Origin of the sequence: Dyadobacter sp. OTU695 (genome assembly GCF_038440355.1) — a bacterium.
In the GTDB taxonomy this organism is placed as follows: domain Bacteria; phylum Bacteroidota; class Bacteroidia; order Cytophagales; family Spirosomataceae; genus Dyadobacter.
Map to the genome: position 1 here is coordinate 527,831 of NZ_JASATN010000001.1, position 13,111 is coordinate 540,941.

Genomic DNA, 13,111 nt, shown 5'->3' on the forward strand with positions numbered 1-13,111 from the left:
GTCTTAAATATAGGTGTTTATCGAATTGTGATTCTTATAAAATTGTAACATTCGGTGACCAGCCCACTTCTCCCATGCATGGATACGCAAACGTATGAATCAATAAAAAAGAGCGCCCGGTTGCCGGAGCGCTCTTTTGAGGAGTATTGAAATAATTATATTTCTATCGTACTACTGATCGATGAACCGCTTCAAAATCGGGCGGTAAGAATCTACACGGCGGTCGCGGAGGAACGGCCAGGTAGTGCGGTAAAAGTCCAGTTTTTCGAGATCCAACGTTTCAACGTGTGTCACTTCGCCTTCGTGGGGCGCGAGGTAAAGCAGCCTTCCCTGCGGATTGGCAACGAACGAACCTCCCCAGAACTGCTGGTCGGCTTCGCGGCCCACCCGGTTGACAGATACCACATACACGCCATTCGCAACGGCATGTCCGCGCTGTACGGTTTGCCAAGCGCCATATTGCTCTTCGTTGATAATCGGATCCTTCTCGTTTACATCCCAGCCGATGGCCGTAGGGTAGAAGAGAATTTCCGCGCCCATGAGGCTCGTAATGCGGGCCGCTTCCGGGTACCACTGGTCCCAGCAGATCAGAACGCCTATTTTGGCAAATTTTGTATTGAAAATCCGGTAGCCGTCGGTGTCGTGTCCGGTAACCGGCGCGTCGCCGGACGAAGCGTCGCCCGGAGTGAAATAGAACTTTTCGTAGTAACCAGGGTCGTCCGGGATGTGCATTTTGCGGTATTTGCCCAGGTAAGCACCGTCTGCATCGAGCACAGCGGTTGTGTTATGGTACAGTCCGTGCGCACGTTTTTCAAACAGCGAGGCGATGATTACCACGCCAAGTTCCTTCGCCAACGCCCCCAGCGACTCGGTAGACGGGCCGGGGATTGCCTCGGCGAGGCTGAAATTACTATGATCTTCAACATCGCAGAAATAGAGCGATTTGAACAGTTCTTGCAGGCAGATGATATTCGCGCCCTTTTGCGCAGCTTCGCGGATTTTTTCGGTAGCCTTCTGAAAGTTAGCATCAACGTCCGAAGTGCAGCTCATTTGCACCAGACCAATGTTTACTTTTTTTGCCATTTTGGATGTTTGTGTGGATGAACGGTGATCGAAAATGCAACACTAATTTGCCTTCGGTAGTTCTGGGATCGGGAAATCGAACGAAATATCGTTCATGCATTTGAAATGCTTTTTGGGGCATCCCTTGTAGCCGATCTTGGAGCATGGGCGGCAATCGAGGCCTTTGACTTCCAGTTTTTCAAATGCCGTGCGGTAGGGATACATCCCGAACTCCGGAATGGTATTTCCCCAGATCGAGTACACTTTCTTGCGGAATGCTGCCGCGACGTGCATCAGTCCGGTGTCGTGCGAAAAGACGATCAATGCCTTCTGTACCAATGAAGCGGACTGATTGAAGTTATATTTGCCACAGGCATTCAAAATCAATGCGTCGCCCAGCGCCATGCGGATCGCCTCGCCAGCCTCGAAATCCTCCGGTCCACCGAGCAAAATCACCGGGTGATTGATCTTGCGGCACAGCTCGATCATTCTCGGGACAGGCATCTTCTTTGTAAAATGCTGCCCGCCGATTGCGTAGGCTACGTAGCTGCCCCGGTGTGTTTCCGGCAGCCATTCGAGCTCTACCTGGTCTTTGTATGGAATGAAATAGTCGAGTCCTTCGCCGTCGTTGCCGATGTTAAATGTCTTCAAGGTATCCAGACACCTGTCCACAATATGCGTAGCGGGCAGGTAGTTGATCTTGAATTGCGTCATGAGCCATTTCTGGGCATTCAGCTTCTCGAAACTGAACGCCGGTACGCCGAGCGTCCACTTAATGCGGAGTGTGCGGATGTTCCGGTGGAGGTCGATGATGTAGTCGAATTTCTCCTTTTTAAGTTGAGATAAAATCCCGCCGGTGTCCTTATCGAGCAGCCATACCTTATCAATGTAAGGATTATCGCGGAGCAGGAATTCGAATTTGGCTTTGGTAAAATAATGGATTTCGGCCTCCGGCATCTGCTTTTTCAGGCAGCGCACGACGGGCGTCGTGAGCACGATGTCGCCAATGGAGGAAAAGCGCAGGACGAGGAATTTGACCGGTTTATTCACTTTGAATCTCCTGAAGTAACTGTGATTGCGGAAGGTTTTCCGGCTTTTTATGTTTCCAGCGCTTGTGCGACCAGAGCCAGTTTTCGGGTTGTTGAATGATGTCTTGTTCGAGAAAGCCGATTTGCGCCTGCAAAATGCTGTTGTTGGGTGCCTGCTTCGGTGATTCCGTGATCAGTTTGAAATAGCCTTTATAAAATCCCCTTTTGGCCTCATTCTTTAAAATAGCCATATACAGGACGGGAGAATTGAGTCGTCGTGCAATCAGTTCTACACCACGGAACACTCCGGTGTCCTGGTTCAGGAATCTCGTCCAGAACGCCTTCTCCGGCACGGGCGACTGGTCGTTGATCAGGATGAATATGAACGGCCTGTCCCGCGGTTGCATGGCTTTGGAAATAGCTTCCTTCATGGTCACCATTTCAGTCCCAAACCGCGTCCGCACATTTTTGAACCAATCTTCGAATGTATCATTTTGAAGTTCATGATACACCACAACCATCTGGTGTGACAGCCGTGCCGAACCAAAAAGATTCAGCATTTCCCAGTTTCCCAGGTGTCCCGCAACCACGACCAGATTTTGGTTCTGCTCATAATAATGGTCCAGGATAGACACATCGAGATCAATCCGGTCTAACAGATCCTCCCTGGAAATGGATTTGAGTTTGATCGTTTCGAAAATGATGTCAGTGAAATTGCGGTAGAATTTGGTTGCAATCGCCTGGATAGCCTGCTCGTCGTAGGTAGGGAAGCTATTCCGGAGGTTACTCAGTACGACTTTTTTCCTGTATTGACCGATATCGAAAATGAGGAACCGGAAGATGTCGGAGAGCCTGTAAAGGTTTACCCAGGATAGCCTTGAAATCGCATTGAGGATTTTCAGGAACAAGTGGGTAAAAAACGCTTTCATTTGAGATTACTTCTTTTGCAAACCAATAACCGGTTGGCAAAGGTAGCACATCCGATCAATTTTTTTTCTTATATTCACTGGTTCAAACAGTAGAATTAATGCTATGCTGGAAGGATTATTTGACATTAAGAATGATCGCAGACTAAGCGTTTATCTGTACCGTGCCGGTTTCGGCATGTGGCTGATGTACCTTGTCCTGGGCGCGCCTGCACTGCATTTGTACAAGCATTACCGGCAGGATTGCGGTATGCTCTGTTTTGTACTGATGATCTTCGGTTTCACCGCTTCGATGGTGTATGACTATTTCCACCATCGCGACCAATACGAGGTGAAGAAGAAATGGCTGTTTATCAGTTACGTAATTTTGGCGGGAATTATCTATTTCGTCGAATTCAGAGGTCACGAAAACAGCATCAATCTCGACTGGCTGCTAGGCCTGCTTTAATCCGCCAGGCCGGTCACCGATTGGGAACGCTGCATCATTTCCCGCACTTTTCCGTAACTAAGATCCGGTAATGCCGCCACTTTTCCGATGACGATAATCGCCGGAGAAGCCATTTCGCTCACACGCGACAGCGGTATGATGTTCCCGATCTTGCCCGTAACTACCTTCTGGTTTTCAAGCGTGCCATTCTGGATAATAGAGATGGATTCGTCGAATTTACCCAGTTCGGAATAAATGGAAACGATTTCCTGCAATTTGTGAAGACCCATTAAAATGACGACTGTCGCAGTCGACTGTGCGGCCAGCCGCACATCTTTGGAAAGCTCGTGCTGCCTGGTGGTACCGGTGATCACCCAGAAACTCTCACTCAAACCGCGGGAAGTCAGTGGGATACCTGCCAATGCAGGCGCTGCATAACTGCTTGAAATACCGGGAATGACCTCCGATTCAATGCCATGCCCGGCTGCGAAAAGGATTTCCTCGTAGCCGCGACCGAAGATGAACGAGTCGCCGCCTTTCAGCCGTACTACTTCGCCATACTGACGCGCCTTTTCAACGATCAGGTCATTAATCTCGTCCTGGCCGCAGCTGGTTTTGCCGAAGCGTTTGCCGACAAGGATTTTGACGCAATCTTCGGGACAGTAATCCAGTAAAGAGGGATGTGCAAGCGAATCGTACAGGACAACCCGCGCCTTTTGCAACGCCTTGATCCCTTTGAGGGTGATCAGGTCGGGGTCGCCCGGACCCGCACCGATAAGTGTCAGTTTCATGGTGTGAGTGACTTCGGACTTCGGCCGTCGGCAATCGGCTTGAATGCTATTGGTACTGAAAACATTAGCCAAAGCAAAAAGCCGACTGCCGATGGCCGAAAGCCGACAGCCATTTAACTATCCTTCCCGAAAGAAAGCTCTTGCAATGCAGGCTCTCCGGTTTCTATCAATTGGGATTCGCGGGTTTCGCGTACGAAATTCAGGAAGCTTTCGGCAGTATTGATGAAATAGCTTGCGAAAGCTTCGCTTGGTTCGAATTTATTAATGCTGAAAACCAATGCTTTGAATGGTGTCTCAGCTTGGTTTTCCACTGCGAACCCGGCTGGGACGTCGTATTTGAAATCTTGCCCGAAATGCGTTTCGAAATCGTTCACAATGCCGTATTGCGTGTTGGTAGTCACATCTTTTGACATTAACAAGCCTTTCGCTCCCGTGATGAATACATTGTAAGCATGGTAAATCGCATCCGCCCAGACACCCGATCCGAAAGATTCTTTCGCAAGGTTCAACTTTTCCTGGCCCTCAATGATGGTCGTAGCGACGAGGTCAACCAGTACGGAGGCACATTCGCCAACTCCGATTTCAGTTTTGAACAATTCATCGTGATCCCAGTCGCGGTAATCGTCGTCTTGTACAGTTGTAAGGTCGGCCAGCGGTTTCAGGAGCTGGAAGAAGTAATTTTTGGTCTGGCGCAGGTAATACTGGTTAAAATACTCGCCTTCCAGGGCATTTGTTTCGTAGTCGTTAAACAGCAGGCGCAATACTTCCGGCCCGCGTTTGGTAGGGACTTTAATGACTTTGTCACCTATTAGCCCGATACCATCTCTGGAGAAACCGCCGCCGAGCAATACCTGCAATGCAGGCAATACGAGTTTCCCATTCTTGATCGAGCTGCCGTGGAAACCGATATTGGCCGCATTGTGCTGGCCGCAACCGTTCATACAGCCGCTGATCTTTATTTTAATGTCCTGATTATAAATCATTTCAGGGAACTCGTCGCGCATTACATCTTCCAGCACGCGGGTAATGCCGTAGCTGCTGGAAATGGCCAGGTTACACGTATCGGTTCCCGGGCAGGTAGTAATGTCCATGGTGCTATCAAAACCTGGGGCGGCTAGTCCAAGTTTCGCGAGTTCGTGGTAAATGACTACGAGGTCTTCGCCTTTTACAAAACGAAGAATATAACCCTGATTTACCGTTACGCGGATGTCGTCGGCAGCATATTGGCGCACCACGTCAGCGAGGCTACGTGCGGTATCAGAGCTCATATCACCTAGCAACACACGCAGTTGCACAGCGTACCAACCTTTTTGTTTTTGTTCAAATGTATTGGTACGCAGCCATTTGGTGAAAATATCGAGCTTGTCGGCGTCGATGCTTTCCGCTGCGATTTTCAGTATATCCGCTTCGGACAAAGAGGGGCGTGGTGCGTGGTTGATCGCCTCGTATTCGTTGGTACCGAAAAGGTCTTCCGGAATCTGGAAAATCTTGTTTTTAACTGCTTTGCGTTCTTCTTCCACTTTCTCCATCATGGCTTCGAGGCCGAGGTCGTTCAAAAGGAACTTCATACGCGCCTTGTGCCGACGTACGCGCTCGCCATAGCGGTCGAACACGCGAAGCATTGCTTCGATGAATGGAATCACTTTATCCTCTTCCAGGAATTCGAATGCGGTCTGCGCCGAGAATGGCTGAGCGCCAAGACCACCGCCGATCAGCACTTTGAAGCCACGAACGGTTTCACCCGCTTCATTTTGGCCCATTTTTGCGATCAGGCCCACGTCGTGGATAAACGCCAGCGCGCTGTCTTTTTCAGAAGAGGAAACGGCAATTTTAAACTTCCGGCCCATATCCTGATTGATCGGGTTGCGGAGGAAATAAGAGAAAATCGAATGGGTGATCGGCGTCACGTCAAACGGCTCATCCGGATCGATACCCGCGACAGACGATGCCGTTACGTTACGGATCGTGTTACCACAAGCTTCTTTCAGCGTAATGCCCGCATCTTCCAGGTCGGCCCACAATTGCGGCGAATCTGAAAGTTTTACAAAGTGCAACTGGATATCCTGACGTGTCGTCGCATGCAGGTTACCGGTTGCATATTTGTCGGAAGTGTCTGCTATACGGACCAGCTGATCGGCTGTAATGCGGCCGTAAGGCAGCTTGATACGAATCATCTGCACGCCGGGCTGGCGCTGACCATACACACCGCGTGTCAGACGGAATTTACGGAACGCCTCTTCCGGGGTTTCACCGGAGTTGAATGCACCGATTTTTTGTTGCAGGTCAATGATATCGCGCTTCGCGACGGCGGATACTTTGTCAGAAATGATTAAATCGCTCATGATGATATTCTAATCGTCTATCGGGATAGTATATTTTTATTCAATAGTGCGGTAGTGTTAGCCCTTCGACTTCGCTCAGGGTGACGGTCGTTGTGTCAGGCTGAGCGGAGTCGAAGCCCTATGCGAGGACACTACTCGATCATACAAGCCCCAACCGTCACATTGGACGTTTCGTCGATCAGGATCGCTGCGCCGTTTGCGCGGTTTTTCTGATAGGGGTCGTATGCGATGGGCTGGGCTGTCCTGAGCACGATTCTTGCTACGTCGTTCAGTTTCAGGGCCTCTACCTCATCCAGTTTTTCGTAAGAGTTGATGTCTATCTGATATTCAATGCCACGGATCGAGCAGCGTGAACGTGCGGTACCGTGTTGCAGAACATATTTGTTACCTGGTTTCAATGTCTTCTTGTCATCCATCCAGCACACCAGCGCTTCGATATCCTGGCTCACGATCGGTGAATTGTTAACTGAGACTATGGTATCACCGCGACTGATATCGATATCGTCTTCCAGTAATATCGTTACAGACTCAAGAACAGACGCCTCGGGTATTTCGTTTCCGCCAAATTCGATTTTAGCGATTTTAGACTCTCTTTCAGAAGGTAGTACCTTGATCGCGTCCCCTTTTTTGAAGGTACCACTCTGGACGCGCCCTGCGTAGCCGCGATAGTCGTGCAGCTCGTCCGTCTGAGGGCGGATCACATATTGTACCGCGAAACGGCCGTCTTCCTGGTTCTGATCTTTCAGTACATTCACATTTTCGAGCACCGAAAGCAGTGTTTCGCCGGTATACCACGACATGCTTTCCGAACGATCTACGATGTTATCTCCGTTCAATGCGCTCACCGGAATGATCGTCAGGTCTTTAATGGAGAGTTTTTCCGCGAGTTCAGTGTAGGATTTCGCTATTTCAAGAAAAGCGTCTTCCGAGTTACCTACCAAATCCATTTTGTTCACCGCCACGATCACGTGCGGAATACCCAGCATGGAAGCGATCAGCGAATGGCGGCGGGTTTGTTCGACAACACCATGACGCGCATCCACCAAAATAATGGCGAGATCCGCATTGGAAGCGCCGGTCACCATGTTACGCGTGTACTGAATATGTCCGGGCGCATCGATGCTGATAAACTTGCGGTTAGGCGTCTGGAAATATTTGTAAGCCACGTCGATGGTGATGCCCTGCTCACGCTCCGAACGAAGGCCGTCGGTCAGCAATGCAAGGTCAATTTCCCCGGCATTACGGGTTTTGCTGGCGCGTTCGATGGCTTCCATCTGATCGGCCAGGATATTTTTTGTATCGTAAAGCAAGCGTCCGATCAATGTGCTTTTGCCATCGTCAACCGAGCCTGCTGTTATAAATCTTAGTAAATCCACTGGTAATAGTTTAAAGTCTATGAGTTAAGAGTTTATGAGTTGAGAGTTCATGAGACTTATACTTTGGACTCATAAACTCCTGAACTTTGAACTCCTTAAAAATAGCCGCCCTTCTTCCGATCTTCCATCGCTGCTTCCGTCTGCTGGTCGTCGATGCGGGTTTCGCCGCGTTCGCTGATGCGTGAAATCGCGATTTCGGCAATTACTTCGTCCAGGGTAGCTGCGGCAGATTCTACTGCTGCGGTACAGGTCATGTCGCCCACGGTACGGAAACGTACCTGGCGGGTTACGATCTGGTCTTCCGGATCCGGTTCGATGACCGGTGTATTGTTCAGCAGTTTGCCGTCGCGGAGAATCAACTCGCGTTCGTGTGCGAAATAGATCGAAGGCAATGCGATATTTTCTCTTTTCAGGTAAGCCCAGACATCCAGTTCTGTCCAGTTCGAGATGGGGAATACGCGTACGTTTTCACCTTTCTGAATGCGGCCGTTGAACAAGTTCCAAAGCTCGGGGCGCTGGCGTTTCGGGTCCCACTGACCAAACTCGTCGCGGAACGAAAAAATACGCTCTTTCGCGCGGGCTTTCTCTTCGTCGCGGCGTGCGCCGCCTATGCATGCGTCAAATTCAAATTCTTCGATGGTATCCAATAGCGTGAAAGTCTGCAACCAGTTACGGCTTGCATTCTTGCCGGTCTGCTCTTTCAGGCCTTTCGCTTTGATGGTATCCTCCACATAGCGAACGATCAGTTTCGCATTGATCTGCTCGGCCAGCTGGTCGCGGTACTCGATCGCCTCGATAAAGTTGTGGCCGGTATCGACGTGCACGAGCGGAAAAGGGATTTTGCCGGGGGCGAATGCTTTTCTCGCCAGATGAACCAATGTGATCGAATCCTTACCTCCTGAAAACAACAGGGCAGGGCGCTCAAACTGGCCGGCTACTTCACGCATAATGTAAATGGCCTCTGCTTCCAGCTGATCCAGGTAATCCGGAGCGCTGCGTTCACTAATCTCCCGTTGGATGTCGGAGGCCTCGTTCACTGAAATTGACATATTTTTGGTTATTGATTTAAATGTTAAAGGGCTTTATGCGATAGGCTATAAGCTTTAAGCTATGCGCCGTAAGCGTAAAGCCTATCGCCTAAAGCATATAGCTTACGGCTATTTCGCATGCAACCCGCATTCCTTCTTCGACTCGTCCTCCCACCACCAGCGGCCGGCGCGGAAATCTTCGCCTTCCTGGATCGCGCGGGTACAGGGTGCGCAACCTATGCTTACAAAACCTTTGTCGTGCAACGGGTTGTAGGGAATGCCGTTTGATTTCACATATTGCTTCACCTGATCGAAAGTCCAGTTCAGGATCGGGTGGAACTTGAAAAGCTGGTGCGCTTCGTCCCATTCCAGTCTCGGCATATCATGACGGTTCCCCGACTGTTCTGCCCGGATACCGGTCACCCAGATTTTCGCACCTTTCAACGCACGGTTCAGCGGCTCTACCTTACGGATAAAGCAGCATTCCTTGCGGTTTTCAATGGATTCGTAGAAACTTAGCGGTCCTTTCGTGCTGACCATGTTCTCTACTGCCTCCGTTTGCGGGTAATACACCTTTATTTTGGTGTCGTAGCGGTTATTGGTCTTTTGCAAAGTCATGTAAGTCTCCGCGAAAAGCCTTCCCGTATCGAGCGTGAAGATGCCGATATTGATGTTATTCTTTAAAATGAGGTCGGAAATTACCTGGTCTTCATAACCCAGACTGGTTGAAAAAACGACTTCACCGGGAAAAAGATCCGCCAGTATCGCCAGCGATTCAATTTCACTTTTGCCTTCAATGGCAGCGTTTAAAGATGCTAATGTTTCGTTCATGGTTGTTCTCCGGCTTCTTTAATAGCCTCTGTTAAAATCCGGTCGCTGATCCTGAAATCAGTCGCCAGTATCTTTTCAAATACCGACTTCGCCGATGGTATTTTATTTTCTTTTCTGGCCTTCACAATGACTCCGATCGTGCCAGTTACTTTAATATTCATTTTTGCCGCCGTCTTCCGCGCTTTCAGATCGTCGAGGATCACTGTACAGTCCTGCGTTTCAAACGCAAGTGTCAATGCCGAAGCTTCACCGAGATCCAATGTGTCTTCAAACAGCGCTTGCAGGTTTTGTTCTGGACGTCTTTGATTTCAATCCAGTCCGGTAGGTCGGTACCATACTCGCCTGCAATTTCTTTCGTAATAAAAATTCGCTTGTAAATGTTTTTGAGGATTTCTAATTCTTCGATTTTGGACAACAAAATCAGACAACTCGAATCCGCGATAACAAGCGCATCACGCATTGGCAATGTCATTTTTTAAATCTTCTACCGAATCGCCGAAAAGAGAAAAGCCGAATCTCCCCATGATCTCGATAAAAGCCCTCTTACTGATACCAACAATTCCCGCGGCCTGGCCAATACTCACCTTACCACGCTCATAAAGCTGACCAGCCAGAAGCATTTTTATTTCAAATTCTTCCGAATCCAGTGACTCCGGTAGGTTAATGGTCAATGCCTTCATATTGGTATCGATTTGAACTGAATATACTACTCCAATATATCACTTTTCACCGACACTTCCACGGCGTTGGTGAAGTCCCCGATAAGGTCTTCAATGTCCTCCAAACCAACCGAAATGCGGATCAAACCTTCGGTAATACCCAGCGCTGCTTTCTCTTCAGGCTTCAATTTCGCGTGGGTGGTCGTATTCGGGTTGGTAACGATCGTGCGCGTGTCGCCCAGGTTGGATGACAGCGATGCGATCTCCAATGCATCCATAAATGCGGCTACACGTTCGAAACCACCTTCGAGGTCGATCGTGACGATCGATCCGCCGGCGCTCATTTGCTGCTTCGCGAGCGCGTATTGCGGGTGCGATTCCAGGAATGGGTATTTCACCGATTTTACATCGGGGTGCTTTTCCAGAGCCGTGGCCAGTGCCAGCGCATTGGAAGCATGCTTCTCCATCCTCAGGTGCAGCGTTTCAAGGCTTTTACTCAGCACCCAGGCGTTGAATGGCGACATCGACGGCCCCGTCTGGCGACAGAAAAAGCGCAACTCCTTGATATATTCTTTTTTACCTACAACTACACCACCCAAAACGCGGCCTTGTCCGTCCATGAACTTCGTAGCGGAATGCAGCACGAGGTCGGCACCGAAATCGGCCGGGGTTTGCAATGCAGGCGAGGCAAAGCAGTTGTCTACGTTGAAAATGATATTGTGTTTCTTGGTAATGCGACCGATCATCGCGAGATCTACCAGGTCGAGCCCCGGGTTGGAGGGGGTTTCGAGGTAAATCATGCGGGTGTTGGGCTGTACCGCAGCTTCCCATTCCGCTTCGCTCGCGTCCGCGTCCAGATACGTATGGGTAATGCCCCATTTGGGCAGTATCTGCGTAATGATCTGATGTGCAGAGCCGAACAATGCCCGGCAAGCCACGATGTGGTCGCCGCTTTTCAGTAATGCAGCCATACTCGCGAACACGGCCGCCATACCGGTTGCCGTTGCCACACCGTCCTCAAGACCTTCCAGCATACAAACTTTATCCACAAACTCCTGAACACTCGGGTTCGAGAAGCGGCTGTAAATGTTGCCCTCTTCGGTTTCCTCAAAAAGTGCTTTCCCCTGCTCCGCGCTCTCGAATGTGAAGCTGCTGGTCAGGAAAAGGGGAGTCGAATGCTCGCGATACTTGGTTTTACTGGTCTGAGTGCGTATCGCTTTGGTTTGTTTTTTCATAAAAGAGCTCTAGGCTATATGCTTTAGGCTTTAAGCCTTATTTGTAATGTATTGAATTTCAAAGGTATAAAATCGAATTTTCATTAAGTTCGCCACAATCTCAAAGCTTACAGCCTACTGCTTATAGCCTACAGCCCATTCCTTATAGCTTACAGCCTACTGCTTATAGCCTACTGCCTATAGCTTACAGCCCATTGCTTACAGCTTACTCAAAACCATATAAATAATCCTCACGCTGACGATGATGACGATTGTTCCTACCATGATCATCATGGTCTTGATCGGCAGGCGGCGGGATAGTGTGGCGGCGATCGGTGCGGAAACCATACCACCAAGGATAAGCCCCAGTACCACTTGCCAGTGTGAAAATCCGATGATGCTGATGAAGGTGACCGAGCTTGCCAGCGACACGAAGAACTCTGCCAGGTTCACCGATCCGATGGTGTACTTGGGGTGCCTTCCACGCGCAATGAGCGTAGAAGTTACAATAGGCCCCCAGCCGCCACCGCCGATGGAATCGAGCGTTCCGCCTGCCATCGCCAGCCAGCCTATCTTTTTGATCGGCCGTTTTTCAACTCGTTTCTTTAACGCTTTCTGTATAATAAGGATTCCCAGGATCAGCGTATAAATTGCCACCAAAGGCTTAATAATGTAAATGTATTGTTCGAGGGACGACAGGGCGTATGCCCCTACAATCGCGCCGAGAACGCCAGGGAAGAGTATCTTTTTGAACAACTTGCTGTTCACATTCCCGAATTTCAGGTGCATATAACCTGACACGCCGCTCGTAAAGATCTCCGAGGTGTGCACGCTGGCGCTCACGGCCGACGGAGGAACGCCCAGTGTCAGCAGAAATGTGGATGCCGTCACGCCATAGGCCATGCCCAGTGCGCCGTCGATCATCTGGGCAACAAAACCGCCGAGGATATAGTAAAAAAAGCTTTCGCTCACTTCGAGCTCGTTCCACAGGAGCGTGAGCCGGTCGTAAGAGAAAAAGGTGAAAAGCAAATGTCCGACAATCATCAATGCGATCGCGGAGAAGATGTTAACTGCGATTTCGGTCCGGCTCCTTTTGCGGACAGTCGCTGCCCAAAGCTTTTGCTGGATGGTTTCCCAGGTAAGGGGGATTTTTGTATTATTTTTAGAAGCAGGAAAAGCCTGAGCAGCATTTACAGCGACACCGCTGGCTATTTGGAAGATTTCGTCCGATTCTTCGGGTAAATCGCGTAGAAAAACGACCTTTCCCTGCTCGCGCGCAAGCGCAGCCAAACGCCGATCTTCCTCAGGATCACCACTTGCGATATAGGCAACGTGTAACGAATCCCAGTTCTCTTCGTTGTTTTCAGTTGAGGGTGTAAAATCCGCCGCTTCCTTCAAAGTCTATGTAGTATACTATAATTGTAGAG

The 13,111-nt window shown here is 49.7% G+C and carries 13 protein-coding genes; 1 reads left to right on the top strand and 12 read right to left on the bottom strand.

The window, feature by feature from the left end; translation table 11 throughout:
* Positions 1–171 precede the first annotated feature (171 nt).
* From AAHB90_RS02320 to AAHB90_RS02330, 3 genes are read right to left on the bottom strand one after another with little or no spacing between them, the layout of a single operon-like run.
* On the bottom strand, positions 172–1,083 hold the full coding sequence (locus tag AAHB90_RS02320; RefSeq protein WP_342083288.1) for a carbon-nitrogen hydrolase: 912 nt from the start codon (positions 1,081–1,083) through the stop codon (positions 172–174).
* 42 nt (positions 1,084–1,125) lie between these two features.
* A complete protein-coding gene (locus AAHB90_RS02325) occupies positions 1,126–2,112 on the bottom strand; it encodes a glycosyltransferase family 9 protein (RefSeq protein WP_342083289.1) in 987 nt (328 codons plus the stop codon).
* On the bottom strand, positions 2,105–3,019 hold the full coding sequence (locus AAHB90_RS02330) for a lysophospholipid acyltransferase family protein (protein WP_342083290.1): 915 nt from the start codon (positions 3,017–3,019) through the stop codon (positions 2,105–2,107). Before AAHB90_RS02330 ends, AAHB90_RS02325 begins: the two co-directional genes overlap by 8 nt.
* Positions 3,020–3,122: 103 nt before the next feature.
* Here AAHB90_RS02330 and AAHB90_RS02335 point away from each other — a divergent pair, with 103 nt between their 5' ends.
* Positions 3,123–3,464, top strand: a complete 342-nt coding sequence (locus AAHB90_RS02335; RefSeq protein ID WP_342083291.1) for a hypothetical protein — start codon at positions 3,123–3,125, stop codon at positions 3,462–3,464.
* Here the strand turns inward: AAHB90_RS02335 and cobA are convergent.
* From cobA to AAHB90_RS02380, 9 genes are all read right to left on the bottom strand, one after another.
* Complete coding sequence (cobA, locus tag AAHB90_RS02340) at positions 3,461–4,234, bottom strand: uroporphyrinogen-III C-methyltransferase (RefSeq protein ID WP_342083292.1); 774 nt, start codon at positions 4,232–4,234, stop codon at positions 3,461–3,463. The genes AAHB90_RS02335 and cobA overlap by 4 nt on opposite strands.
* 113 nt (positions 4,235–4,347) lie before the next feature.
* Positions 4,348–6,576 carry a nitrite/sulfite reductase gene (locus AAHB90_RS02345; RefSeq protein WP_342083293.1) on the bottom strand — a complete coding sequence of 743 codons (2,229 nt, stop codon included), beginning with the start codon at positions 6,574–6,576 and terminating at the stop codon, positions 4,348–4,350.
* A gap of 131 nt (positions 6,577–6,707) precedes the next feature.
* The gene (locus tag AAHB90_RS02350) at positions 6,708–7,952 is read right to left on the bottom strand and encodes a sulfate adenylyltransferase subunit 1 (RefSeq protein ID WP_342083294.1); all 1,245 of its coding nucleotides are present in this window, start codon (positions 7,950–7,952) and stop codon (positions 6,708–6,710) included.
* A 95-nt stretch (positions 7,953–8,047) separates the two neighbouring features.
* Positions 8,048–9,001: a sulfate adenylyltransferase subunit CysD gene (gene cysD / locus AAHB90_RS02355; protein WP_342083295.1), complete on the bottom strand. Its 954-nt coding sequence runs from the start codon at positions 8,999–9,001 to the stop codon at positions 8,048–8,050.
* Between the two features lie 108 nt (positions 9,002–9,109).
* Entirely contained in the window at positions 9,110–9,811 is a 702-nt protein-coding gene (locus tag AAHB90_RS02360; protein ID WP_342083296.1) for a phosphoadenylyl-sulfate reductase, read from the bottom strand.
* Positions 9,808–10,071: a DUF3368 domain-containing protein gene (locus AAHB90_RS02365; RefSeq protein ID WP_342083297.1), complete on the bottom strand. Its 264-nt coding sequence runs from the start codon at positions 10,069–10,071 to the stop codon at positions 9,808–9,810. Before AAHB90_RS02365 ends, AAHB90_RS02360 begins: the two co-directional genes overlap by 4 nt.
* Positions 10,072–10,263: 192 nt before the next feature.
* Positions 10,264–10,491, bottom strand: coding sequence for a UPF0175 family protein (locus AAHB90_RS02370; protein ID WP_342083298.1), 228 nt, complete (start codon positions 10,489–10,491; stop codon positions 10,264–10,266).
* 26 nt (positions 10,492–10,517) lie between these two features.
* Positions 10,518–11,705, bottom strand: coding sequence for a trans-sulfuration enzyme family protein (locus tag AAHB90_RS02375; protein WP_342083299.1), 1,188 nt, complete (start codon positions 11,703–11,705; stop codon positions 10,518–10,520).
* A gap of 198 nt (positions 11,706–11,903) precedes the next feature.
* Positions 11,904–13,082: a sulfite exporter TauE/SafE family protein gene (locus tag AAHB90_RS02380; RefSeq protein ID WP_342083300.1), complete on the bottom strand. Its 1,179-nt coding sequence runs from the start codon at positions 13,080–13,082 to the stop codon at positions 11,904–11,906.
* Positions 13,083–13,111: the final 29 nt, after the last annotated feature.

Coding starts and splice junctions, on each gene's coding strand:
- AAHB90_RS02375 (WP_342083299.1), bottom strand. CDS start 11,705: ATGAAAAAACAAACCAAAGCGATACGCACTCAGACCAGTAAAACCAAG.
- AAHB90_RS02330 (WP_342083290.1), bottom strand. CDS start 3,019: ATGAAAGCGTTTTTTACCCACTTGTTCCTGAAAATCCTCAATGCGATT.
- cobA (WP_342083292.1), bottom strand. CDS start 4,234: ATGAAACTGACACTTATCGGTGCGGGTCCGGGCGACCCCGACCTGATC.
- AAHB90_RS02335 (WP_342083291.1), top strand. CDS start 3,123: ATGCTGGAAGGATTATTTGACATTAAGAATGATCGCAGACTAAGCGTT.
- cysD (WP_342083295.1), bottom strand. CDS start 9,001: ATGTCAATTTCAGTGAACGAGGCCTCCGACATCCAACGGGAGATTAGT.
- AAHB90_RS02320 (WP_342083288.1), bottom strand. CDS start 1,083: ATGGCAAAAAAAGTAAACATTGGTCTGGTGCAAATGAGCTGCACTTCG.
- AAHB90_RS02360 (WP_342083296.1), bottom strand. CDS start 9,811: ATGAACGAAACATTAGCATCTTTAAACGCTGCCATTGAAGGCAAAAGT.
- AAHB90_RS02345 (WP_342083293.1), bottom strand. CDS start 6,576: ATGAGCGATTTAATCATTTCTGACAAAGTATCCGCCGTCGCGAAGCGC.
- AAHB90_RS02370 (WP_342083298.1), bottom strand. CDS start 10,491: ATGAAGGCATTGACCATTAACCTACCGGAGTCACTGGATTCGGAAGAA.